Origin of the sequence: Microbacterium sp. ZW T5_56 (genome assembly GCF_044987425.1) — a bacterium.
GTDB lineage: Bacteria > Actinomycetota > Actinomycetes > Actinomycetales > Microbacteriaceae > Microbacterium.
On record NZ_JBJDRI010000041.1, the window covers coordinates 1 to 22,771 of the forward strand.

The 22,771-nt window shown below is 68.1% G+C and carries 21 protein-coding genes and 1 pseudogene; 11 read left to right on the forward strand and 11 right to left on the reverse strand.

Features of this window, described 5'->3' with window-relative positions:
• The 3 genes and pseudogenes from ACI3KU_RS16365 to ACI3KU_RS16375 all read left to right on the forward strand — a co-directional run.
• Nucleotides 1–1,214 (forward strand): annotated as a pseudogene (locus tag ACI3KU_RS16365) (hypothetical protein); the annotation flags it as partial.
• A 144-nt stretch (nucleotides 1,215–1,358) separates the two neighbouring features.
• Nucleotides 1,359–1,838 carry an S-ribosylhomocysteine lyase gene (locus tag ACI3KU_RS16370; RefSeq protein ID WP_404923388.1) on the forward strand — a complete coding sequence of 160 codons (480 nt, stop codon included), beginning with the start codon at nucleotides 1,359–1,361 and terminating at the stop codon, nucleotides 1,836–1,838.
• 184 nt (nucleotides 1,839–2,022) lie between these two features.
• Nucleotides 2,023–2,628 (forward strand): tetratricopeptide repeat protein, encoded by a 606-nt coding sequence (locus tag ACI3KU_RS16375; protein WP_404923389.1) that lies wholly within the window; start codon nucleotides 2,023–2,025, stop codon nucleotides 2,626–2,628.
• Between the two features lie 125 nt (nucleotides 2,629–2,753).
• Here the strand turns inward: ACI3KU_RS16375 and ACI3KU_RS16380 are convergent, their stop codons facing one another.
• The 3 genes from ACI3KU_RS16380 to ACI3KU_RS16390 are packed head-to-tail and all read right to left on the reverse strand — an operon-like array spanning nucleotide 2,754 to nucleotide 6,201.
• A complete protein-coding gene (locus tag ACI3KU_RS16380; protein ID WP_404923390.1) occupies nucleotides 2,754–4,139 on the reverse strand; it encodes an MFS transporter in 1,386 nt (461 codons plus the stop codon).
• A complete protein-coding gene (locus tag ACI3KU_RS16385; protein ID WP_404923391.1) occupies nucleotides 4,136–5,062 on the reverse strand; it encodes a polysaccharide deacetylase family protein in 927 nt (308 codons plus the stop codon). The genes ACI3KU_RS16380 and ACI3KU_RS16385 overlap by 4 nt, the downstream gene beginning before the upstream one ends.
• On the reverse strand, nucleotides 5,059–6,201 hold the full coding sequence (locus ACI3KU_RS16390; RefSeq protein ID WP_404923392.1) for an ROK family protein: 1,143 nt from the start codon (nucleotides 6,199–6,201) through the stop codon (nucleotides 5,059–5,061). Before ACI3KU_RS16390 ends, ACI3KU_RS16385 begins: the two co-directional genes overlap by 4 nt.
• Before the next feature lie 149 nt (nucleotides 6,202–6,350).
• On the opposite strand from ACI3KU_RS16390, the gene ACI3KU_RS16395 reads away from it, so the two are divergent.
• The 6 genes from ACI3KU_RS16395 to ACI3KU_RS16420 all read left to right on the forward strand — a co-directional run bounded on the left by ACI3KU_RS16395 (nucleotide 6,351) and on the right by ACI3KU_RS16420 (nucleotide 13,715).
• Nucleotides 6,351–7,121 carry an SDR family NAD(P)-dependent oxidoreductase gene (locus tag ACI3KU_RS16395; RefSeq protein ID WP_404923393.1) on the forward strand — a complete coding sequence of 257 codons (771 nt, stop codon included), beginning with the start codon at nucleotides 6,351–6,353 and terminating at the stop codon, nucleotides 7,119–7,121.
• A gap of 132 nt (nucleotides 7,122–7,253) precedes the next feature.
• Entirely contained in the window at nucleotides 7,254–8,540 is a 1,287-nt protein-coding gene (locus ACI3KU_RS16400; RefSeq protein ID WP_404923394.1) for a M18 family aminopeptidase, read from the forward strand.
• Nucleotides 8,541–8,830: 290 nt separating this feature from the next.
• Nucleotides 8,831–10,747 (forward strand): MDR family MFS transporter, encoded by a 1,917-nt coding sequence (locus tag ACI3KU_RS16405; RefSeq protein WP_404923395.1) that lies wholly within the window; start codon nucleotides 8,831–8,833, stop codon nucleotides 10,745–10,747.
• Nucleotides 10,748–10,992: 245 nt separating this feature from the next.
• On the forward strand, nucleotides 10,993–12,456 hold the full coding sequence (locus tag ACI3KU_RS16410) for a purine-cytosine permease family protein (protein WP_404923396.1): 1,464 nt from the start codon (nucleotides 10,993–10,995) through the stop codon (nucleotides 12,454–12,456).
• Nucleotides 12,453–13,010, forward strand: a complete 558-nt coding sequence (locus ACI3KU_RS16415; RefSeq protein WP_404923397.1) for a cysteine hydrolase family protein — start codon at nucleotides 12,453–12,455, stop codon at nucleotides 13,008–13,010. Before ACI3KU_RS16410 ends, ACI3KU_RS16415 begins: the two co-directional genes overlap by 4 nt.
• 108 nt (nucleotides 13,011–13,118) lie before the next feature.
• Nucleotides 13,119–13,715: a GNAT family N-acetyltransferase gene (locus tag ACI3KU_RS16420; protein ID WP_404923398.1), complete on the forward strand. Its 597-nt coding sequence runs from the start codon at nucleotides 13,119–13,121 to the stop codon at nucleotides 13,713–13,715.
• Between the two features lie 91 nt (nucleotides 13,716–13,806).
• Here the strand turns inward: ACI3KU_RS16420 and ACI3KU_RS16425 are convergent, their stop codons facing one another.
• From ACI3KU_RS16425 to ACI3KU_RS16440, 4 genes are all read right to left on the reverse strand, one after another.
• Nucleotides 13,807–14,160, reverse strand: a complete 354-nt coding sequence (locus tag ACI3KU_RS16425) for a hypothetical protein (protein ID WP_404923399.1) — start codon at nucleotides 14,158–14,160, stop codon at nucleotides 13,807–13,809.
• Entirely contained in the window at nucleotides 14,150–15,364 is a 1,215-nt protein-coding gene (locus ACI3KU_RS16430) for a hypothetical protein (protein ID WP_404923400.1), read from the reverse strand. The genes ACI3KU_RS16425 and ACI3KU_RS16430 overlap by 11 nt, the downstream gene beginning before the upstream one ends.
• Nucleotides 15,361–15,693 carry a PadR family transcriptional regulator gene (locus ACI3KU_RS16435; protein WP_404923401.1) on the reverse strand — a complete coding sequence of 111 codons (333 nt, stop codon included), beginning with the start codon at nucleotides 15,691–15,693 and terminating at the stop codon, nucleotides 15,361–15,363. The genes ACI3KU_RS16430 and ACI3KU_RS16435 overlap by 4 nt, the downstream gene beginning before the upstream one ends.
• A 192-nt stretch (nucleotides 15,694–15,885) precedes the next feature.
• The gene (locus ACI3KU_RS16440) at nucleotides 15,886–16,761 is read right to left on the reverse strand and encodes a LysR substrate-binding domain-containing protein (protein WP_404923403.1); all 876 of its coding nucleotides are present in this window, start codon (nucleotides 16,759–16,761) and stop codon (nucleotides 15,886–15,888) included.
• A gap of 121 nt (nucleotides 16,762–16,882) precedes the next feature.
• On the opposite strand from ACI3KU_RS16440, the gene ACI3KU_RS16445 reads away from it, so the two are divergent.
• Nucleotides 16,883–20,314, forward strand: coding sequence for a bifunctional proline dehydrogenase/L-glutamate gamma-semialdehyde dehydrogenase (locus ACI3KU_RS16445; protein ID WP_404923427.1), 3,432 nt, complete (start codon nucleotides 16,883–16,885; stop codon nucleotides 20,312–20,314).
• A gap of 117 nt (nucleotides 20,315–20,431) precedes the next feature.
• Here ACI3KU_RS16445 and ACI3KU_RS16450 read toward each other — a convergent pair whose 3' ends face one another.
• The 4 genes from ACI3KU_RS16450 to ACI3KU_RS16465 form a co-directional block, all read right to left on the reverse strand.
• Entirely contained in the window at nucleotides 20,432–20,863 is a 432-nt protein-coding gene (locus ACI3KU_RS16450; RefSeq protein ID WP_404923404.1) for a GNAT family N-acetyltransferase, read from the reverse strand.
• Between the two features lie 232 nt (nucleotides 20,864–21,095).
• Nucleotides 21,096–21,377, reverse strand: coding sequence for a hypothetical protein (locus tag ACI3KU_RS16455; RefSeq protein WP_404923405.1), 282 nt, complete (start codon nucleotides 21,375–21,377; stop codon nucleotides 21,096–21,098).
• Between the two features lie 39 nt (nucleotides 21,378–21,416).
• Entirely contained in the window at nucleotides 21,417–21,839 is a 423-nt protein-coding gene (locus ACI3KU_RS16460) for a DUF1801 domain-containing protein (RefSeq protein WP_404923406.1), read from the reverse strand.
• Nucleotides 21,836–22,408: an HhH-GPD-type base excision DNA repair protein gene (locus ACI3KU_RS16465; RefSeq protein WP_404923407.1), complete on the reverse strand. Its 573-nt coding sequence runs from the start codon at nucleotides 22,406–22,408 to the stop codon at nucleotides 21,836–21,838. The genes ACI3KU_RS16460 and ACI3KU_RS16465 overlap by 4 nt, the downstream gene beginning before the upstream one ends.
• A 66-nt stretch (nucleotides 22,409–22,474) precedes the next feature.
• Here ACI3KU_RS16465 and ACI3KU_RS16470 point away from each other — a divergent pair, with 66 nt between their 5' ends.
• A complete protein-coding gene (locus ACI3KU_RS16470; protein WP_404923408.1) occupies nucleotides 22,475–22,768 on the forward strand; it encodes a nucleotidyltransferase family protein in 294 nt (97 codons plus the stop codon).
• Nucleotides 22,769–22,771: the final 3 nt, after the last annotated feature.

Below are 22,771 nucleotides of genomic sequence, written 5' to 3' on the forward strand. Positions count from 1 at the left end.
GCTCGACGACGCACCCGCCGACGCCGACCCCGGGTCTGCACATCGTGAAGACCTCGGACCCGGCTTCGGGCACTGAGGTGAAGCCGGGCCAGGAGATCACGTACTCCGTGGTCGCTGAGAACACGGGCAACGCCGCGCTGACCGGCGTGGACATCACCGACGATCTGTCGGACGTGCTGGACAACGCGACTTTCGTCGCCGGTTCCGAGTCGTCGACGGTCGGTGCTGCTCCGGTGCTGTCTGGCACGACGCTGACATGGACGGGTGACCTTCCGGTCGGTGGCATGGTGACCCTGTCGTACAAGGTCACGGTGAATGCCGACGTGGTCGCCTCGGACGTTCTGCGCAACGTGGTCTTCGGATCTGCGCCGGGCACACCGTCGAACTGTGTTGAGGGCTCCACGGATCCCGACTGCACGACGACGCACCCGCCGACGACGCCCACGCCCACGCCGACGCCGACGCCGACTGCAACGCCGACTGCGACGCCGACGCCGACTGCAACGCCGACGCCGACTGCAACGCCGACGCCGACTGCAACGCCGACGCCGACTGCAACGCCGACTGCAACGCCGACCGCGACGCCGACGCCGACCGCGACGCCGACGCCGACTGCGACGCCGACGCCGACGGCAACGCCCACCACGACGCCGACGCCCGGCACTCCGGGCCTGCGTCTGGTGAAGACGTCGGATCCGAAGAGCGGATCGACCGTCGCGGCGGGCCAGGACATCACCTACACCGTGAAGGTCATCAACACGGGCGACGTTGAACTCACCAACGTGGCAGTGACGGACGACCTCTCGGATGTGCTGGATGACGCCACGCTGAAGCCGGGTTCGATCACGGTCGACTCGGGTGAGCTTCCGGTGCTCGACGGCACGACGCTCACCTGGACGGGTGACGTCGCGGTGGGTCAGACGGTCTCCATCCGCTACACGGTGAAGATCGATGCCCCGCTGTCCGCGAATGCGAAGATCGCGAACTATGTGTTCGCGACCGTGCCGGGTGTCCCGGTGAACTGCGAGTCGGGATCCACCGATCCGGACTGCACCACCATCCACACGCCGGGTGGGCACCTGCCCACCACCGGTCAGCAGCTGGGAGCCGGTCCTGCCGTCGCCCTGGGACTGCTCGGCCTCGGTGGACTGCTGGTGCTCGCCGCGGTGATGCGCACCCGCCGACGCACAGCTGAGCATCGCGCTCAGGTCTGATCGGCAGAGCTGAGGGGCGGGGAGCGGACGATGTCCGCCTCCCGCCCCTCACTCGTTCCCGCCGGTGTCCCACAACGTAACGGGATGCGGCCTTCGCATGCCGCCTCGGCTAGCGTCGAATCGACCCCTGCGAGAAGGAGAGACATGGCCGAGATCGAGAGCTTCACCCTGGACCACACCGCCGTGAAGGCGCCATACGTGCGGCTGATCGCCGTGGAGCGGGGACCGAAGGGGGACGCCATCTCGAACTTCGACGTGCGCTTCGTGCAGCCCAACGAGGGCGAGATCCCCACCGCGGGGCTGCACACCATCGAGCACGTCCTGGCCGGTCTGCTGCGCGACCACGTCGACGGTGTCATCGACATCTCGCCCTTTGGATGCCGCACCGGCTTCCATCTGATCGTGTGGGGCGAGCCCGCCGTTGCCGATATCGTGTCGGGCATCGCGCAGAGCCTGCACGCCATCGTCGAGACCGTCACGTGGGAGCAGGTCCCCGGCATTTCCGCCGTGGAGTGCGGCAACTACCGCGACCACAGCCTGCACTCTGCGCGCGAGTGGTCGCGCCTCATTCTCGAGCGCGGCATCAGTGCCGACGCTTTCGAGCGCGTCGACGTCGTCCACTGACGCCGCCGTCCCTCGGTGAGGGATGCAAATCGCACCGCAGACGGTGTTCTGCGGTGCGATTTGCATTCTCCGACCGTCCGTTGGTGGAGGCGTGGCGCGCGTTGACTGACAGTGCGTGACGGCGTGAATGTTCGCCCTGAGCGACCGCGGCCCTCGCGCCTCGGGTGACTGGCAGGATCGGAACATGACGGACGACAGCGACGCCGCGAACGAGACAGGTGCCGACAGCACCGCCGTGATCGCGCGGGCGCAGATGCTGTTGGCCGCCGGCGAAGCCTCTGCCGCCAACCACGTCCTCGATCGCTATCTGCGCGCCCACCCGCACGATGGTCAGGCCCTGATCGAGCTGGCACAGGTGCTGGTGATGCAGGGGGATGCCGATGCCGCCGAACGCACCGCGACCGAGGTGGTCGATGACGCTCGCTTCGCTCCCTGGGCGCGCGCCATGCTCGCGCAGATCATCGCTCTCGATCCGCTGCGGGCCGGAGAGTCGCTGGAGTGGTCTCGCTCTGCGGTGCGCGCGCTTCCCACCGCGCCCGGCCTGCGGATTCTGCTCGCCCTCCGTCTTGGTGCCACGGCACAGACGGAAGAAGCGCTGCGCGAGATCGATGCCGCGCTGGCCCTCGCTCCGGACGACGCTCTCGTTCGTGCCGATCTGCACGTGCACGCAGCGCGGGCGCTGGCGGACGCCCCGGGCGGGCGGGCAGAGGCGCGCGCTCACCTCACCACCGCGCTTGAGCTGGACCCCAGCAACGACCTTGCGGCGCGCCTGATGGCGGCTTTGGGCTGACGTCCGCGTCGACCAGCGGGAACGGATCGACGCGGACGTCAGCGGCGTGACCGGCCGGTGCGGACACAGAGGGCCGACCGGTCATCGCCCGGGCCAGCCGTTCGGGTTCGGCTGGCACGGGCGGTCTATTCCGAGGCGCCCGCCATGGGCAGCCTCACGTTCTCAGGAGGGGAGGTGACCCCGGATGCGTCGCGCGTGCGCAGCGGGAACCAGAGGAAGCAGAGCCACGCCAGCGCCGAGAGTACCGCCGGGATGACTCCGACCAGCGCGCGGATGCCCGCATCGACGCCGGGAGCCTGCGCATCGCCGGCCGCCGCGTCGTAGCCGCACACCGCGAGCACCGCCGCGAAGACCACGGCCTGCACGATCACCGAGCCGCGCACCACGAATCCGTTGACGCCGAAGTAGACGCCCTCACGTCGCAGCCCCGTGCGTTCCGCATCCTCGTCGATGACCTGCGACAGCGCGATCTCCAGCAGCTGCAGGATCCCGGAGACTCCGACACCGACCAGCGCGCCCACGCACATCGCGCCGATCAGACCGGGCACCAGCGCATATCCGGCAGCGGACACGGTGAACACCGCCACGGACGCCAGCAGTGCGGATCGCGGGGTCGTTCGGCGCACGAACCACGACCACAGCGGCAGGGTGATGAGCGCTGCGAGGAATACCGCGGCCAGCAGCAGCGTGCCCGCGGTATCGGGCTCGGACAGGCTGTAGCGCACGTAGAACGGCAGCGCGGCGATGAGCACGGCAAGCGCGGACTGCATGAGCAGCGACCCCAGCACGTACGGGACGAAGGCACGGTTGCCGAACGTGTAGCCGAGCTGCTGACGCCAGGTGAGTGGCACCGCCGCAGGTTGGGTCGTCTCCGCGGCGGGGCGTTCGATCATGCCCCGGAACGACCACGCGAAGAACGCGGCGCACACCACGACGAGCACGCCGGCCATCCCGCCCCAGCCGATGTTGCCGTACAGCAGCGGTGCCAGGGCGGTGCCCAGGATCATACCCAGGAGTCCGAAGAGCTGACGCGGAGTGTTGCCGCGCGCCCGCTCCCCGGTGCTGCGGAAGAGCTCGGGAAACAGCGCGGAGACGTTGAGCACCACGGCGACGAACGCGATGTCGTAGAGCGCGACGACCAGCACGAACCAGACGACCAGTCCTCCCGCAGGAAGATCCGGCGGGAGCCAGATCAGCGCGAAGCCCACCAGCAGTGGCACCACTCCCAGGCCGATCCACGGCACGCGCCGCCCCCACCGCGTGCGAGCCCGATCCGACACAGCACCGACCAGCGGGTTCAACAGGGCGTTGAGGATGCCGTGCGCGATCATCGCGACGCCGATCCACGCCGCAGGCACCCGCAGATGATCGACGTAGAAGAATACGACGAACGCGGCGAAGGTCTGCGACATCAGCTGGATGGGGAAGGCGGAGGCGCCGAAGGCCACCGCGCGTCCCCACGTGATGGTGCCCGACAGGCGCCGGTCACGAATCCGGGTGAGGAGACTCATCGATTCGCCTCCGCGCGTTGCAGCGTGCGCAGGCGCCGCCATCCCACGCGCACGATTCCCTCGTCGGCGATGGCACCGAGCACAGCGGGATCGGCGAGCAGGCGATGCTCGTAGCCGCGCTTGGTGGCGCCGTAGTCCACGGTGGCGTGCAGCTCGTCGTCGTCGATCATCGGATGCAGGTAGATCTCGGTGAGCCCCACGGGCACCGTGCGCAGCAGCGCGATGAAGTCGTCGCGCACGGTCTCGTAGGCCTCTTCGTCCGCAGTTCCCTCGCCCGCGAGCTCGAAGGGGTGACTCCAGAGGCGATCGGGGATCACCACGCCCAGGGCGTCAGCGGCGGCGGCCGCAGCGTCCAGGCGCGCCTGCTCACCGTTGGGCAGTCCCATGCCGTCGATCGATCGAGGGAGGCGGAACGGCAGACCGTGCTCGGCGGCGAGACGCAGCACCGGTGCCAGGAAGTCCCGACCCGTGGTGAGGCCGTACACCGAACCCATGTGGTTATCGAGGTGAGTGACGTCGACGCCGGCTTCCAGCGCGGTGTACAACTGTGCGCGAAGCTCCGCTTCGACGTCCGCGTCTCCCGCCCGCAGCTCCACCTCGTGCACGCCCATGGGGAAGTGTCCGGAGGCGTCAACCAGCGTGGTCCCGATGCCGGTGAGCGGCCTCCAGCGGTAGTTTCGCCACTCGCTGGTGAGGACCAGATGCACGCCCACGTCCCACGCCGGACGAGCGGCGGCGATCGCGAGGGCCTGCGGCGACCATGCGCACGGCGTCATGAGGGTGGTGGAGTCGAGCGCACCCGCGTCGAGAAGGTCGGCGATCGCGGTGTTCGCCGCCCGGCACATGCCGAAGTCGTCGGCATTGATGATGATCGCGCGGGCATCTTCGGCCAGCCCCAGACGCCGGATGAGAGGTGCGGTCATGGGGTGCTCCTTCGCGGGGTGGGGCTATCAACGAGCAGTCGGGTGAAGACGAGATCCACCAGCGCGTCGTGCAGCTGAGCGGCGGCCCCCAGGAGCGGACCGTTCTCCCCGAGCGTCGATATCTCAATCGGGATGCGGAGCGGACCGGCCTCGCGCCGCACCGCCGCAACCACGCGATCGGGCAGCGAGCCGAGCGCCGCATGGTCGGCGAGGATGACAGCGTCTGGATCGAGCATCAGGGTCAGCGAACCTGCCGCGTACGCCAGTCGTCGGGCGATCTCGTCCAGCACGAGGCCGGCACCGCGGTGTCCGGCGTCGGCCGCGCTCAGCAATTCGGGGAGAACTTCGGGAGCATCCTCCGCACGAGCGAGCCGGGCGATGATCTCCTCGCTGAGCGCGGGGGAGCCGATCTCGACACCAGGCTGCGGCACATAGGCGACCTCGCCGGCGAGCCCGCGCCCACCGCGATGAACCCGCCCATTCACCACGAGTCCGGCACCCAGGCCGTCGCGCAGCGACAGGACGGCGAAGGTCCCGGATCGGAACGCGAGCTTCGCGCGGGCGAGGAGAGCGAGGTCGTTGTCGATCGTGACCGCGCAGCCCAGTTCATCGGCGATGTGGTCGTACAGCGCGGTCCCCGAGGGCAGATAGCCGGGCAGTTGTGCGATGGTGCGTCCGTCGGCGGCGATCACGGCTGGCGCTGCCACCACGACAGCGTCGGGGGAGAGTTCGGCGATCGCCGCCGCGGCGCGGATCGTGGACACCGCGGTGTCGGCAACGCACAGCGGGTCTGCCTCGTCCTTCTCCGCCCGCGCGATCTCAGATCCGGCGAAGTCGTGCACCGCCGCGATGATCTTGTGTCGCGTGATGTGCACCACGACACCGGCCGCTGCGTCCGGGGCCACCTCGTACAGCGTGGCGGCAGGGCCGCGCCGCGCACGGTCCAGACCGGCATCGCACACCACACCCGCGGTCACGAGCCGGGCGAGCGTCTGCGTCACGGTGGTGCGGGAGAGTCCGGTCGACGCCACGAGTTCGGGTCGGCCGACCGGCGCCTGCCGCGCGATCTCGGCGAACAGGGCGCGAGCGTTGAGTTCCCAGAGCACGCCCTGATCGCCAGACAGCGATGATGCGAACACAGCGAACTCCCTTCCGTTCGAGCGAGTATGACGGAAAGTGTCATACTCGCGCAAGACTCTCGTCGAGGACGTCACGATCCGTCACCGGAGGTGCCGGGGCGAGTCGCGCGGCCTAGCCTCGAATCATCCCCACACGAGAGCGAGGAACGATGTTCGAAGAGCTGCGCGCGCGCACGGTGCTGGTGACCGGCGGCGGGTCGGGCATCGGAGCGGGGATCGTCGATGCCTTCCTCGATCAGGGTGCCCGGGTGATCAGCGCGGATCTGTCGTTCACCGATGACGTGCTCGCGGCGGCGCGCGAGGGCGAGTGGCGCGTGCGCCTGGATGTCGCCGACGCGCAGGCCGTGGCGCGCGTGGTGGCGGAGGCGACGGACGCCGTCGGCGTGATCGACACCGTCGTCACGGCCGCCGGGACCTCCACCATGGACTTCGCCATCGACACCGATCCGTCCGACTGGGATCGCAATCTCGACGTGAACGCGAAGGGCTCGTTCCTCGTCGCACAGGCCGTGGCCCGAGTCCTGGTGGAGCGCGGACTGCCGGGCCGGGTGGTGTTCATCTCCTCGCAGGCGGGCAAGAACGGCTATCGCGGGATGACCGCCTATGTCGCGTCCAAGCACGCCGTGCTCGGTGTCGCCAAGTCGATGGCGGTGGAGCTGGCACCGCGCGGCGTCACGGTGAACGCGATCTGTCCCGGGATCATCGAGACGCCGATGAAGCATCGCGAACGCATCCAGGGTGGCGCGCTGCGCGGCATGACCGCGGAGGAGGTCGCCGCCGAGGACCGTTCGCAGGTGCCCCTGGGGCGCACGGGCACCGTGCAGGACGTCGCCGGCGTTGCGCTGTTCCTCGCCAGCGACCTCGCGAGCTACATGACCGGCCAGGCCATCAACGTCACCGGCGGCATGACCATGCACTGACCGCGAGACTTCCGTCTGTGGGCGACAATCCACCGCAACGCGCCGAGTCTCGCCCACAGACGGAAGTCTCGCCGGCCGGGGTGACGCTGCGGGCCGGGGTGGCGTTGCGGGGGAGCGGCATAGGCTGGAGGCATGACTGTCACGCCCGCCGCCATCCGTCATGCCGAGGATCTCGCGGACTTCGTCGCCGCCTCCCCGTCGAGCTTCCACGCTGCAGCTGAACTCGCCCGGCGACTGCAGGACGCGGGCTTCACGCGACTGGAGGAGACGGACGCCTGGCCGGCGCAGCCGGGCGGGCGCTTCTTCATCGTGCGCGATGGCGCGGTGATCGCGTGGGTCGTTCCCGCCGGAGGCAGTGCCACGACCGCCGTGCACGTCCTGGGTGCGCACAACGACTCCCCGGGGCTCAAGCTCAAGCCGAAGCCCACCACCGGTTCGCGTGGCTGGCTGCAGATCGGCGTAGAGGTCTACGGCGGTCCGCTGCTGAACTCCTGGCTGGATCGTGAACTGCGTCTGGCCGGGCGACTCGCGATGGCCGATGGCTCCGTCGTGCTCGCCGACTCGGGTCCGCTGCTTCGCCTGCCGCAGCTGGCGATTCATCTCGACCGACAGCAGAACGACGGACTCACTCTCGACAAGCAGACCGGGATGCAGCCGGTGTGGGGTCTCGGCGACCCGACGCAGGAGGACATCCTCGCGGTCATGGCGGACTCCGCTGGCGTCGCTGCGGCGGACATCCGCGGCTTCGATCTGATCACCGCGGACACCGCGCGCGGTGCGGTCTTCGGCAAGGACAACGCCTTCTTCGCCAGCGGCCGGCTGGACGATCTCGCCTCGGTGCACGCCGCGGTGGTGGCCCTCATCGGCGCAGCCGACGGCTTCGACGGTGAGCACATCGCGATGCTCGCCGCCTTCGACCACGAGGAGATCGGCTCCGAGACCCGTTCCGGCGCAGCAGGGCCGATCCTCGCCGACGTGATCGCGCGCGTTCGTGGCGGGCTCGGCGCGGATGCCCAGGATGCCCACCGGGCGATGGCGTCGTCGTGGTGCCTGTCCAGCGACGTGGGGCACTCCGTGCACCCCAACTTCTCGGGTCGTCATGATCCGGTCGTCCAGCCGCTGCTGGGCTCGGGGCCGATCCTCAAGATCAACGCCAACCAGCGCTACGCCACCGACGCCGTGGGAGCCGCCGCCTGGGCCGGCTGGTGTGAGGCTGCCGGGGTGACATCGCAGGAGTTCGTCTCCAACAACGGCGTTCCGTGCGGCTCGACGATCGGACCGATCACTGCCGGTCGGCTCGGCATTCGCACCGTCGATGTCGGCATCCCGATCCTGTCGATGCACTCTGCACGCGAGTTGGCCGGGGTCGCCGACCTGCACGCTCTCTCACGCGTCGCGGGAATTTTCTTCACGTCCTGAAGCTGCATCGCCCGCCGCCTGGTGGGTCTCATTTTCTGCACGTCACCCGGGTCTCCGGAACACGTTCTGAGAGCGGAGACGGGCGCGGTCTCAGGATCTGCTGCCGCTGGACGGTCCTGGCGCATCTACTGAGACCAGCCGAGGCGGGGCGGCGAAAGAAGGCAACGAGCTGGCTGTGTGACAGCTATGTGTTGAGCATGTGGTTGACCCCGTCAACTTGTGCTGCACCGCCTCTGAGGAGCACCATTCTCCTTTGGGATTCGCATCGTCAAGCGACCCGGGGGAGAACCATGAGCACGACGGCGACAGCGGTCGACGCAAGAAGCGGGACCGGGACACCCGTGATGAATCACCGGCAGATCCTGCTGGTGATCTACGGACTGATGGCGGGGATGTTCCTCAGCTCGCTGGATCAGACCATCGTCGGTACGGCGATCCGGACCATCGGCGATGACCTGCACGGACTGGATCAGCAGGCGTGGGTGACCACGGCGTACCTCATCACATCCACCATCACGGTGCCGATCTACGGCAAGCTCTCCGACATCTTCGGGCGTCGTCCGCTGTACCTGTTCGGCATCCTGGTGTTCATCGTGGGGTCGCTGCTGTCCAGCTTCTCGACCTCGATGATCATGCTGGCCGGGTTCCGCGCGTTCCAGGGACTCGGTGCCGGTGCCCTCATGTCGCTCCCGCTGGCGATCATGGGCGACATCCTCGCCCCACGTGAGCGCGCCAAGTACCAGGGCTACTTCCTCGCCGTCTTCGCGGTCTCCTCCGTGATCGGCCCGCTGGTCGGTGGTGTCTTCGCCGGTGCGTCCGAGATCCTGTGGGTGGCGGGCTGGCGGTGGGTGTTCCTCGTCAACGTGCCGATCGGCATCATTGCGCTCGTGATGGTGTGGGCGTTCCTGCACCTGCCGAAGCTGGGTGAGCACGCCAAACCCCGCATCGACTGGTGGGGTGCGGCCGCCGTGGTCATCACGCTGGTTCCGCTGCTGCTCGTCGCCGAGCAGGGCCGCGAATGGGGCTGGTGGTCGGTCGCTGCGCTCACCTGTTACGGCGTCGGCATGCTCGGCCTCGTGGCGTTCCTGCTGATCGAGCGCGCGATGGGCTCTGATGCGATCATTCCGCTGCGCCTGTTCCGCTCTGGGGCGTTCACGATGTCCACCGTGCTCGGCTTCCTGGTCGGCTTCGGCATGTTCGGTGCGATGCTCACGCTGCCGCTGTATCTGCAGATCGTGACGGGTCTGACGCCGACGGAGTCGGGCCTCGCGATGCTGCCGATGGTGCTCGGCCTGATGGTCTCCTCGGTCGCCACCGGTCAGATCATCTCGAGGACCGGCAAGTACGGCATCTTCCCGGTCACCGGCACGCTGATTGTCGCGCTGGGCTATGTGATCTACACGTTCCTGCACTGGGACACGCCGTTCTGGTACCTCTGCATCGGCATGTTCGTCACCGGTCTCGGCTTCGGTCAGCTCATGCAGTCGCTGACCCTGGCCACACAGAGCGCGGTGGAAGCACGCGATATGGGCGTCGCGACCAGCGCATCGCAGTTCTTCCGTCAGATTGGCGGAACCCTCGGCACCGCGGTGCTGCTGTCCGTGTTGTTCACCGCGATGGGACCGAACATCACGACGGCGATGGGCAACAAGGCGGATCTGACAGCCGGACTCGATGCGGCGCTCAATCCCGCGATCGCGGAGGCGTCGAACAACGCCGGAGTGATGAAGCAGATCTGGACGCCGATCGTCGATCCGATCCGCGCGAGCGTGCCCGGCGTCGACTGGACCAACGCGGATCAGCGATCTGCCGTGGTCGACAAGGCCGTGCCCACGATCATCGACCAGCTCGATTCGGGGGACGGCTCGCAGGGGGCCGCCACGGACACCACGAGCGACACCTCGTTCCTCGTGGGTGCGGACTCGGTGCTGACCAAGCCGTTCCTCGTCGGCTTCACGACATCCGCCGTCACGGTGTACTGGGTCGGGCTCAGCGCGATGGCGCTCGCGTTCATCCTGTCTCTGTTCTTCCGTCCGCCGCCTCTGCGTCAGCGCTCAGCCCTGCAGGAGGCCGCGGACAACGCGGCGGCTGCGGCCGAAGACGCGGACGCGGAGCTCGACGTCGCGCCTGAGGTCGCGCCCGAGACTGAGCCCGCGCTGACACGTCGCGAGCTCCGCGAACGCGGCGCATCCGGTTCCGCTTCCTGAGCCAGCGAAGTGAGACGACGGGCCCACGGCGTACCTCGCCGCGGGCCCGTCGTCTCGTCGCCGGCGCTCCTCGCTCAGAAACCACAGTCCGCCCGCCACACGGGAAGCGGAACCGCGGGACCTGTGGGACGCGTCACAATGACGCGATTGCGTCACGACCCTCGCAATCTGCGCAGAGGGGCCCCGGGGTTCTGCCAGGATGTGTGACATCCACCCCTTTATTCGGCGAGCCTCGGAGGCAGGTCGTGTCAACAGAAGCAGTGCAGTCCACCCTGATCGAACGCAACGGAATCGACTTGGTTCCAGAGGCGGAACGCACCGCGAAGCCGCGTGATCTGTTCTGGCCTTGGTTTGCGGCGAACGTCTCGATCTTCGGCGTCAGCTACGGGGCCTGGATCCTCGACTTCGGGATCTCGTTCCTGCAGGCGACGATCGTCGCGGTCATCGGCATCGTCATCTCGTTCTTCCTGTGTGGCGTGATCGCCATCGCGGGCAAGCGCGGGTCGGTGCCGACCATGGTGCTGTCGCGCGCCGCGTTCGGCGTTGACGGGCAGAAGCTCCCCGGCATCATCTCCTGGATCACCTCGATCGGCTGGGAGACGGTGCTCGCGATCACCGCCGTGCTGGCGACCGGTACGATCTTCCGCCAGCTGGGCTGGTCGACCGACGGTGCCGGTGGCGTCATCGTCAACATCGTCGCGACGCTCGTCGTCGCCGCACTGATCATCGGTGCCGCCGTGCTCGGCTACCACACCATCATGAAGCTGCAGTCAGTGCTCACCTGGATCACCGGCATCATGACGCTGGTGTTCCTGGTGCTGACGTTCAGCTACATCGACTGGGGCACGGCGTTCAGCCAGCCCAGCGGCAGCGTGGCGAGCATGATCGGCGCGCTCGTCTTCACGATGACCGGATTCGGTCTCGGCTGGATCAACATCGCGGCCGACTGGACCCGCTACCAGCGGCGCGACACCCCCGGCAGCAAGATCGTCGCCTGGAACACCTTCGGCGGATCCATCGCCCCGGTCGTGCTGGTGATCTTCGGTTTGCTGCTCGTGGCATCGAACAAGACCGTCACCATCGCGGGCGAGGAGATCGGGCTGGCGCAGGCCATCAGCACCGATCCACTGGGCGCCGTCGCGTCGATCCTTCCCGTGTGGCTGCTGTTCCCGTTCCTCATCGTCGCGATCCTCACCCAGGTTTCCGGTGCGGTGCTCGGCATCTACTCCTCCGGTCTTACTCTGCTGAGCCTCGGCATCAAGATCCCGCGTCCCACGGCTGCGGCGATCGATGGCGTGATCCTCACGCTCGGAACGATCGCCGTCGTGTTCTTCGCCAAGGACTTCATCGGTCCCTTCCAGACATTCCTCACCACCCTCGGCGTCCCGCTGGCGGCGTGGGCGGGCATCCTCATCGCCGACATCCTGCTGCGTCGCAAGGACTACGACACCGAGGCGCTGTTCGACGGCAAGGGTCGCTACGGATCGATCAACTGGACGGCGATCATCATCTTCGTGGTCGCCATCGGCATCGGCTGGGGCTTCGTGATGAGCAGCCTGTTCCCGTGGCAGGGCTACTTCCTGACGCTGTTCGGCTGGGTCGATGACTGGGGCTTCGCGAACCTCGGCGTGCTGTTCGCGCTGGTGATCGGCTTCGTGGCCACGTACCTGCTCACGAAGGGCACCGTGCGTCGCCAGGAGCTCGCGTGAGCGTTGCCGACGACGCCTGGCTGGTTGTCATCGACCCGCAGGCGATCTTCGCCTCGGTGGATTCGGAGTGGGGATCGCCGTTCTTTGCAGCGGCGATGCCTCACATCCGAGCCCTGGCCGAGGCGTTCGGTCCGGATCGCACCATCGTCACGCGCTGGGTGCCCACCGCCGATCGTGCGTCGTCCTGGGGCGCGTACTTCCAGGCCTGGCCGTTTGCCGATCAGCCCGCCACCGATCCGCTGTTTGCCCTCGTTCCGGAGGCTGAGGGGCTGACATCGTTGCCGACGCTGGACCTCCCGACCTTCGGCAAGTACGGCGCCGAGCTGGAGGCGATCACAGGGCCGGCACCGCATCTGGTGCTTGCCGGTGTTTCGACGGACTGCTGTGTCGTGTCCACGGCGCTCGCGGTGGCCGACGCTGGGGCGTGGGCCACGATCGCCGTGGATGCATGTGCCCCCTCCACCACGGAGAACGGCGCCGCCGCGCTCGCGGTCATGGCCCTCTATCCGCCGCAGCTGACGCTGGCGGATACCGCGACGATTCTCGGAGCCTGACCTCCGCGCAGAGCTGGAAAACGCCTCGCAGATCGCGATCTGCGAGGCGTTTTCCATCTTCCGAAGCGGCCCCGGTGCGGTGTCCGAGGGTCGTGGCAGGATCGGCGCATGACGGATTTGGCGCAGGCATGGGTGCGCGGATGGGCGGTGTCACGGGGCGCTCCGGTCCGACGCGAGGGCGACGCGTGGTGTGTGGCGCTGCACGCAGCCACCCGCGATGAGGAGTATGTGCTGATCGACCCCTCACCCGATGACGTCGAGCGGACGCGTCCGCGCATCACGAGTCCGCGCATCTGGCTGACGATCCTCGGCTCTCACGAAAGCTCGGTCGAGGGGCTGGAGGTGGAATCCCGCGTCGAGACGCTGATGGATGTGACGCTGGAGTTCGGACGGCTGGATCCCGAGATCATCATCGAGGTCGTGGACGGGGTCGCTCACGCGGCGATGATGGTCGACGACACCGTGGCAGCGCGCGGTCAGGTCGCGGTCGTCGATGGTGTCGCCGTCCTGGACCGGATCGAGACGCATCCCGAATTCCGGCGCCAGGGCCGCGGACGCGTGGTCGTCGAAAGTCTGCAGACCTGGGCGCACGGGCAGGGCGCTCGGCACGGCGTGCTGCTCGCCTCTCCCGACGGCCGTGCGCTGTACTCGGCGCTCGGCTGGCGGGAGACGATGCCGGCGGCAACGTTCGTGCGGCGCGGATGAGGGGTCGATCGATCCAGAGGAGGTGGCGGGTGACGGGTGCGCCAGGCCGCTCGTGAGCGGGTGGCCTTGTGATCGTCGCGGGTTGCTGAACTCAGCTCTTGAGACGGCGGACACCGACCACCAGGAGCCAGATGCCGATCGGCAGCGGAGACACGACGACGAACACGAGCAGTGCATGCCAGGCGACGAGGTTCTGATCGGTGATCACGGGCACGAGCGCGGCGATCGCCGCGGCGACGATCGGGGCCAGTGTGACGATGAGCTTCTGAGTCCGTGTCCAGACCGGGGACAACCACATCATCACGACGCCCGCCACCCAGCCGAGCACCGGGATGAGGTAGCCGCCGATGGCGACGGCGAGTCCGGTCGCAATGACCATCCCGCGGGTTGCGAGGCTCTCGCGTCCGTAGAGGCGACTCGACGGCACCGGCTTCTCAGTTGTCATGATCACCCATCATGCTCGAAGTCGGACTCGATGTGCTGCGTCGCCGATGAATCTCCAGCAACAGCCAGGCGGCGACCAGCGTCGCCGCCGCAGGCAGGATCGGCCACAGCGCCAGCGGGATGTTCCATTGGAGCAGCAGAGGCTGGTCCAACGTCGGGTTCGGCACTTGGAAGCTGCCGGTCGGGTCGTCCACGATTCCCGGCGCCTGCGCCGCGATCACAGCGCTCGCGATGATGGCGGCGACGGCAGCCGCGATCGGAACGACAGCGGCGACGACTTTCTGCCAGCGCCGCCAGATCGCCGATGCGCTCACCATCGCGATTCCGACGAACCAGCCGACGACGGGAAGAACGAAACCGCCGAGCGCGAACACCAGGGCGGCGGCAGTCGCGAACCCGGTCGACGTGGGCTGCAGCCGGCCGGTGCGCATCAGCGCACGAATGATGAGCCAGATCGCCATCCCCGACGCGGTGAGGGGCAAGACGATCCACCCTGCCGTGATGGTGATCGCGATGAGGTCGTAGCCGCCGGGGAGGAGCGGATTTGCGACTTCGGTCCCGGACGTGTCGTGTGATGCGATGGCTGCGGCGGCAGTGGAGATGCCGAAGCCGACCACGACAGCGCCCAGGCCGAGAGGGATCAGTGTGGCCGCCCACTTCTCGGCGCGGCGCCAGACGGGCGATATCCAGAGCATCACCACTCCACCGATCCAGCCGATCACCGGGAGCAGAAACCCTGCGAGTGCGTACACCGCGACGGCTGAGAGGACGTAGGCCAGGGACGAGGCTCCGATGTTAGTGAGAGGTACGATGCGGCCTGCGGCGTCATCGATGGTGCGGGGCTTGCACGTCGATGCGACCGTCGGGTCGATATCGCGGACGGGAAAGGCACCGGTGGCGGGCTGGGCAGTGCTCTCGCCCGTCGCCGAGTTCGTCTTCGAGCCCGAGCCGACCTCGGCTCCCGCGCGCGTCGTTGCCGCTGCACGTTCGGCACCGGAGAGGACATCGCGGGCGGACGCGGCGACGAACGCCGGATCGCCGAGCTCAGCGATCCGCGTCGCGGCCGCCGCCTCATCCAGCCCCTGCAGTGACTCCGCAATGCCACCGCGCAGCTCCGCCGCGGTGGTGGCGTCCACTCCGACGAGCACGCGATCCAGCTCACGCAGGTAGTCACGGGCCCGTGCAGCCAGCTTTCCTTCGGTCATCGTGTGCTCCCATCGATCATGTTCTCCACGGCTTGGGTGAACGGTCCCCACTGTGCGCGAAAGGCCTCGAGCTCCTGTCGACCGGTGTCCGTGAGGCGGTAGTACTTGCGAACCGGGCCGGCGTCCGATGCCTGTTCGTACGTGGCGACGACGCCACGTTCGCGCAGGCGCGACAGCACCGGATAGAGCGTCCCGATGCTGGCGATCAGCCCGGGGCCGGTGAGTTCCTCCGCGAGCTGCCAGCCGTACATCGGCTCACGGGACAGCAGGCCGAGGATGCAGTGCTCGACCACACCCTTGCGCAGCTGCGCCCCGATGTCCGGTGTCATGCATCACAAGCTACCTTGCGATGCATGACACCGCAATCCCGGTGCGCCGAGTCCATGAACGTGCGCCGGATTCATGAGCGTTCTCGCGTTTGGCTCATGGTCTCGGCGCAGGCTCATGGATTCGCGACAGTGCAGGACTTGACCCAGTGCAGGACTTGGCCCAGTGCAGAAGCGCCGGCGCCGTGCCGCGTCTCACACGGCCGCGGCGAGGGCCTCGCGCACGGCACGGACCGCGGGACGCTGAACTGCCGCGCGGCGAGCGGCGGAGAACACCACGCGCTCCGGCGCACCGGGCAGATCGAGCAGCCGCACCGAGGGCGCCTCGCCCGCCCACACCAGATCCGGCAGCAACCCGACCGCGTGTCCCGAGCGGATCAGACGGATGTGCGCCATGAGGTCGGCAGTCTCGAAGCGCACGTCCGGCTCGAAGCCCGCCGCACGACAGACCTGCAGGGCCCACTGACGGGATGCAGTGTCAGCGGGCTCGAGCACCCAGGGATGATCCGCCAGCTCCGCGAGATTGCGCGCCGCATCGCCCGCTCCGAGAGCAGCGCGGATCGTGTCATGCGCGAAGGCGACATGGTCGAGGTCGGGAAGGCGTGGGCGCAGGTAGCCCGGGTACTCCTCGGCGATCGCCAGATCGAAACCGCGGGCCGCGACCTCGAACAGCCCCTCCTCCGGCGCTCGCTCGCTCACCTCCACGCGCAGGTCCGGATGGGCTTCGGCCAGGTGGGTGAGTGCGGCCGGCAGGACGGCGTGCGCGGCTGACTGGAACACCGCGATCCGCACTGTGCCGCCGACCCCCGACACCGTGCGTGTGAGATCGTCCTGCGCCTCGGCGAGGCGATCGAGGATCGCCTCCGCGTGCTCCACCAGCGTCCACGCCTGGGGTGTCAGGCGCACCCGCCGACCCGACTGTTCGAGAAGCGTCGCCCCGGCCTCACTCTCGAGAACTTTCAACTGCTCGGACACCGACGACGGGCTGTAGCTGAGCGCCTCGGCCACGGCCGCCAGCGTGCCGCGACGACTCAGCTCCACCAAGAGGCGCAACCGGCGGGGATCAAGCATCGTGGTTCCTTCAATTCATCGGCAATGGCGAACGGTATGCATCGAAATCATTCGCTGTACCGAACATACCTCGCGGCGTCACACTGAGATCATCCCCACCCCTGACACCAGCCCAGGAGGCATCGTGGCCGACAGCACCACCATCACCGACGAGGTTCGCACGTCCGACGTCGTTGCGACCGTTCGCCGTTGGCTCGACGAGGCTGGCAAGCATCCCGTCGACCCTGCCGCCGAGCGCCTTGCCGGCGTGCTCAAGGACGAGCATGGCCTCGACTTCACCGTCGGATTCGTCGACGGTGTCATGCGGCCGGAAGATCTGGACGTCGCCGCCGCGAAGCTGAAGGAGCTGCGCAGCCTCACCCCGTCGTTCCTGCCCGCCTATCTGCGCGGTGCGATCGGCCTCGGCGCGGCGTTCGCCCCGATCCTTCCGGGCATCGTGATCCCGACGGCGCGACGCGTGCTGCGTGGGATGGTCGGCCACCTCGTGCTCGATGCGACACCCGCGAAGCTCGGCCCCGCCATCGCGAAGCTGCGTGAGGGCGGCAACCGCCTGAACCTGAACCTGCTCGGTGAGGCCGTGCTCGGCGAGAACGAAGCGGCACACCGCCTGGCGGGCACGCACGAGTTTCTCGCGCGCGACGACGTCGACTACGTCTCCATCAAGGTCTCCGCCGTGGTCAGCCAGCTGTCGATGTGGTCGTTCGACGAGGCCGTCACCAAGGTGGTCGAGAAGCTCACCCCGCTGTACGAGACGGCTGCCGCCGCGGAGAAGATCGGCAAGTCGAAGTTCATCAACCTCGACATGGAGGAGTACCGCGACCTCGACCTCACCATCGCGGTCTTCACGAAGATGCTCGACCAGCCGCAGCTGAAGGATCTCGAGGCCGGCATCGTCTTGCAGACCTACCTGCCCGACGCACTGGGGGCCATGCAGCACCTGCAGGAGTGGTCGGCACAGCGCGTCACGGGCGGCGGCGCCCCGATCAAGGTGCGTGTCGTGAAGGGTGCGAACCTCGCGATGGAGCACGTCGACGCCGCCGTGCACGGGTGGCCGGTGGCTACCGTCGCCAGCAAGCAGGATGCCGACACCAACTACAAGCGCGTGCTCGACTGGGCGATGATGCCGGAGCGCATCGCCAACCTCCGGCTCGGTGTGGCCGGGCACAACCTGTTCGATGTGGCGCACGCCTGGCTGCTGTCGAAGGCGCGCGGTGTGCAGGCCGGGGTCGAGTTCGAGATGCTGCTCGGGATGGCCACGGGCCAGGCCGAGGCGGTGCGCGGCGATGTCGGCCAGCTGCTGCTCTACACGCCGGTGGTCAACCCGAGCGAGTTCGACGTGGCGATCGCGTACCTGATCCGTCGACTGGAAGAGAACGCCTCGCAGGACAACTTCATGTCGGCCGTTTTCGAGCTCGACTCCGACGCCGCCCTGTTCGCTCGTGAGCAGGCGCGATATGAGGCGTCGTTGGCCGAGTTCCTCCGCACCCGCGAGGAGGTTCCCTCGCCCAACCGCGTGCAGAACCGCCAGGACGAAGTCCCCGACGCTCCATCAACCGGCTTCCGCAACGAGCCGGACACCGATCCCGCCATCGCGGCGAACCGGGCGTGGGGCCGGGCGATCCTGGAGCGCGCGGCATCCAGCGACGAGGGTGTCGCGATCATCGCCGACGCGCATGTTCCCACGGCTACCGCGCTGGAGAAAGTCATCGCCGGTGCTCACGACGCGGGTGCCGCGTGGGGCGCGCTGTCCGGTGACGAGCGTGCGGAGATCCTGCACGGCGCCGGCCGCTCGCTCGCCGCCAATCGTGGTCGCCTGATCGAGGTTATGGCGTCGGAAGCAGGCAAGACCATTGCCGAAGCAGACGTCGAGGTCAGCGAGGCGATCGACTTCGCCCACTACTACGCCGAGCTCGCGCGGGGACTCGATCACGTTGATGGCGCGACCGCGGTGCCGTCCCGCCTTACCGTGGTGGTGCCGCCGTGGAACTTCCCGACCGCCATCCCGGCCGGTGGCGTGCTCGCCGGTCTCGCTGCGGGTTCGGCGGTCATCATCAAGCCCGCACGACTCACCAAGCGCACCGGTGCCGTGATGGTCGACGCGCTCTGGCAGGGTGGCGTGCCGCGCGAGGTGCTTCGTCTCGTCGAGCTCGCCTCGGGTGAGCTGGGCTCGAAGCTGGTCGCCGACGAGCGCGTGGACCGCGTGATCCTCACTGGCTCGTCCGAGACGGCCGAGCTGTTCCGGTCCTTCCGACAGGACCTTCCGCTGCTCGCGGAGACCAGCGGCAAGAACTCGATCATCGTCACCCCCTCCGCCGACCTGGACCTGGCAGCGGCCGATGTGGTCAAGAGCGCCTTCGGTCACGCCGGGCAGAAGTGCTCGGCCGCGTCGCTGGTGATCCTGGTGGGTTCGGTCGCGAAGTCGGAGCGGTTCCGCCGCCAGCTGGTCGACTCCGTGCGCTCGCTGCGGGTCGGCTATCCCACCGACCCCACGACGGTCATGGGACCCATCGTGGAGGAGGCGAAGGGCAAGCTGCTCTCGGGCCTCACCACGCTGGGCAAGGGTGAGAAGTGGCTCATCGAGCCGAAGCAGCTCGACGCCACCGGCAAGCTCTGGTCGCCGGGCGTCCGCACCGGCGTGAAGAACGGGTCCGAGTACCACCTGACGGAGTACTTCGGTCCGATCCTCGGCATCATGGAGGCCGCGAACCTCGACGAGGCGATCGCGATGCAGAACGCCGTGGACTACGGTCTGACGGCCGGTCTGCACTCACTCGACCGCGACGAAGTGGCCACCTGGCTCGGCAAGGTCCAAGCGGGCAATCTGTACGTGAACCGCGGGATCACGGGCGCGATCGTTCGCCGGCAGCCGTTCGGCGGCTGGAAGCGGTCCGCCGTGGGTGCGGGTGGCAAGGCCGGTGGACCGAACTACCTGCACGGTCTGGTCGACTGGCGCGACGCCACCCCCGAGACACGTCCGGTCACGCTGACCGCTGCGGTGGAGGTCGTCGTTGCCGCCGCCGGCGATGAGTGGCTGCGTGCTGCGGCCGCGACCGACGAGCGCGCCTGGCAAGACGAGTTCGGTGTGGCGCGCGACGTGTCCGCTCTCGGCGTCGAGCGCAACGTGTTCCGCTACCTGCCGACCCCGGTGACGGTTCGCGTCGCCGGGGATGCGACGGAGGTCGAGGGTGTTCGCGCCGTGCTCGCCGGAGTTCGCGCCGGATCGTCGGTGGCCGCATCGTTCGCGACGGCCCCATCGAAGAAGGTCGCTGCGGCACTCACTGCCGCGGGCGTCGCCGTCTCGGTCGAGAAGGACGCGGCCTGGCTGAAGTCGCTCGCGAAGAAGGGCTCGCCCACCGGTCGCATCCGGCTCGTAGGTGGCTCCGCAGCCGACGTGGCCGCGGCTCTGCAGGGGTCGATCGACGTGGCCGTGTGGTCCCACCCGGTCACCAGTGCGGGTCGTGTGGAGATGCTTCCCTTCCTGCACGAGCAGGCGGTATCCATCACCAACCACCGCTTCGGCAACCCGACCGCCCTCTCGGACGGCCTGCTCTGACCGTTTCATAGCGTGCGTGGCCCCTGACCCCGAGACTCGGGGCCACGTGCGTGGTGCGGACGGCGGCGATGCTCGCGGGGCTCACGACATGGCATCGCGAGCCTCGCCGGCTCCCCGTCAGAGCGTCGGAGAGAAGCCGAGTCGGGTATACAGCGCGTTGGCGGCGGCAGACGTTCCTTCGCCGACGCGCAGCGAAATAGTCCTATCCGACCGACGCCGACAGGCGCCGATCGCGGTCGTGAGGAGCGCTCTCCCGAAACCGCGTCCTCGAAAACCGGGGTCGACGAAGAGATCGATCACGAACGGACCGGGCAGATCGGCATCCCAGATCGACGCGGTCGTCACCAGGATCGCGCCGACCGGATGATCCGAGACGAAAGCGATCTGGCTTGCGTCGAGGCGCAGCTCCCCGAAGTCGCCGGCGAACGTCATATCGATCTCCGAGATGGCATCTCCGAGATCAGCGGCGCCGATGCCCGCAGGGTAACTGGCGAAGTAGAGGGTTGCGAGGTCGGCGCCGTCCGCCGTTGTGATGCAGCGGAGGGACACGTCCTCCGGGGTGATGTGGAGCCCCGGAGACCCGGTGATCGCAAGGGTGCGTATGCCGTCGGGAATGATGAGTCCGTTTCATTGATCTCAGTCGGCGCGACTTCGTCACGCGTGTGGAGTCCGAGTGCTGTGCTTGAGCGCTCGTCGTCTCCCTTCGCTCGCTCGGCAACCGCGAAGCGAGACGAAGGGCGGTTCCTGATAGCGCGACCGAACCTCTGAGCTTCGCAGGGGTTCAGCTGCCGGCGCGGGGTGTGATGGTGATGCGACCGGCGGCGAGGGCTTCCTCCGTGGGGTTGCCGCCGTCGGGGCTCGGCACCTCGATCGGGAGCTCCTGCTCGGCGTCCCAGATCGCGCGGGCCTCGGCCGCAGACGGGGCCCACACCTCATCGAACATGCCGATCGTCCCGCCGGACGTTGATCCGCGCTTTCCGCGGTTGTGGACGAAGCCGATCGTGATCGCGACGATGACCAGCACCGGGAGCGCCGCGGTGAACCACCCCAGGATCTCGCTCATTCTTCGAGGCTAGGTCGGCTACGCTTGCGCGGCAAGCCCTCAGGCGGTGGTGATCGTCATCCCGGGGATCTCGTCCGCCACCGCCAGCGCGTACGAACGCTTGATGATGCGGCGCAGCGCGGACAGATCAGTCGTCGTGAGGTCCTTCAGGTAGAGGCAGCCGCGGCTGACCGTGTGCGGTCCGAGCACCGCAAGTTCAACGGCGTGAGGTTCAGCACCCTCCAGCAGATAGATGGTGCTGGAAGCCTTGCGGGGTGCGAACGCCGCGAGCGGCATGTCACCCTCGGTGCCGGTGGGGTAGCGATAGTGGCAGGCTCCGAAGCCGATAATCGTGCCCCAGAGCACCGGCTTGAGCCCGGTGATCTCGCTCAGCACCTCAACGAGCGTCTCCGCATCGCGACGCCGTTTGTCGGGAGTGACCGCCGCCACGAACTCCGCGACGTCACCTCCCGTGGGCTTCACTTCGGTGCCTTGGCTGCCGCCTTCACGGACTTCTTGAACTCGCGCACCTTCGCCAGCGAGTCGGGGGAGGTGATGTCGGCGACGGAGCGGAACGACCCCTCGTCCCCGTACGACCCGGCCGCCTCGCGCCATCCCGCCCCGCTGAATCCGTACTGCTTACCCAAGAGCGCCAGGAAGATCCGGGCCTTCTGATCGCCGAAGCCGGGCAGCGCCTTCAGACGCTTGAGCACGGTGGCGCCGTCAGGGTCATCGCGAGTCCAGATCTGCGATGCGTCGTCGTCCCATTCGGTCGCGATCACTTCGCACAGCGCCTGCACGCGTCCGGCCATCGAACCTGGGTAGCGATGCACGGCGGGTGTCTGCTTGAACGCCTCCGTGAACGCCTCGGGGTCGTGGCCGGCGATCGCCGCCGCGTCCATCGTTCCCACGCGCTCCTGGATCTTCAGCGGTCCGGAGAACGCGGTCTCCATCGCGACCTGCTGGTCCAACAGCATGCCGATCAGCAGCGCCAGCGGGTTCTCGGTGAGCAGGGCGTCCGCGGCGGTGTCTCCGGTGATGTGAAGGGCCATGGATCCATCTTCTCGCGATTCAGTCGGATGCAGCCAGGCGCACGCACGATCACGTAGCATGATCGCATGGGCGGGATCACCTTCGACGCGGACCGGCTCCGTGAGATCGGCGAGCGCTACGGCGTCGCGCGATTGGAGGTGTTCGGGTCGGTTGGGCGAGGGGACGAGCACGGTGACAGCGATCTCGACCTGCTGTACGAACTCAAGCCCGGAACTCGATTGGGGTTCGCCTTCGTCGAACTCGAGGACGAACTGACGGAGCTGTTCGGGTGCCACGTGGATCTCGTCGCACGCGATGCCGTGAACGAGTACATCCGTCCGCAGATCCTCCACGATGCTCGGCTGTTCTATACGGCGTGAGCT

Excerpts from the sequence above, each read along its gene's own strand:
- ACI3KU_RS16370 (WP_404923388.1), top strand. The coding sequence starts at position 1,359 with ATGGCCGAGATCGAGAGCTTCACCCTGGACCACACCGCCGTGAAGGCG.
- ACI3KU_RS16375 (WP_404923389.1), top strand. The coding sequence starts at position 2,023 with ATGACGGACGACAGCGACGCCGCGAACGAGACAGGTGCCGACAGCACC.
- ACI3KU_RS16380 (WP_404923390.1), bottom strand. The coding sequence starts at position 4,139 with ATGAGTCTCCTCACCCGGATTCGTGACCGGCGCCTGTCGGGCACCATC.
- ACI3KU_RS16385 (WP_404923391.1), bottom strand. The coding sequence starts at position 5,062 with ATGACCGCACCTCTCATCCGGCGTCTGGGGCTGGCCGAAGATGCCCGC.
- ACI3KU_RS16395 (WP_404923393.1), top strand. The coding sequence starts at position 6,351 with ATGTTCGAAGAGCTGCGCGCGCGCACGGTGCTGGTGACCGGCGGCGGG.
- ACI3KU_RS16400 (WP_404923394.1), top strand. The coding sequence starts at position 7,254 with ATGACTGTCACGCCCGCCGCCATCCGTCATGCCGAGGATCTCGCGGAC.
- ACI3KU_RS16405 (WP_404923395.1), top strand. The coding sequence starts at position 8,831 with ATGAGCACGACGGCGACAGCGGTCGACGCAAGAAGCGGGACCGGGACA.
- ACI3KU_RS16420 (WP_404923398.1), top strand. The coding sequence starts at position 13,119 with ATGACGGATTTGGCGCAGGCATGGGTGCGCGGATGGGCGGTGTCACGG.
- ACI3KU_RS16425 (WP_404923399.1), bottom strand. The coding sequence starts at position 14,160 with ATGACAACTGAGAAGCCGGTGCCGTCGAGTCGCCTCTACGGACGCGAG.
- ACI3KU_RS16430 (WP_404923400.1), bottom strand. The coding sequence starts at position 15,364 with ATGACCGAAGGAAAGCTGGCTGCACGGGCCCGTGACTACCTGCGTGAG.
- ACI3KU_RS16435 (WP_404923401.1), bottom strand. The coding sequence starts at position 15,693 with ATGACACCGGACATCGGGGCGCAGCTGCGCAAGGGTGTGGTCGAGCAC.
- ACI3KU_RS16440 (WP_404923403.1), bottom strand. The coding sequence starts at position 16,761 with ATGCTTGATCCCCGCCGGTTGCGCCTCTTGGTGGAGCTGAGTCGTCGC.
- ACI3KU_RS16455 (WP_404923405.1), bottom strand. The coding sequence starts at position 21,377 with ATGAGCGAGATCCTGGGGTGGTTCACCGCGGCGCTCCCGGTGCTGGTC.
- ACI3KU_RS16465 (WP_404923407.1), bottom strand. The coding sequence starts at position 22,408 with ATGGCCCTTCACATCACCGGAGACACCGCCGCGGACGCCCTGCTCACC.
- ACI3KU_RS16470 (WP_404923408.1), top strand. The coding sequence starts at position 22,475 with ATGGGCGGGATCACCTTCGACGCGGACCGGCTCCGTGAGATCGGCGAG.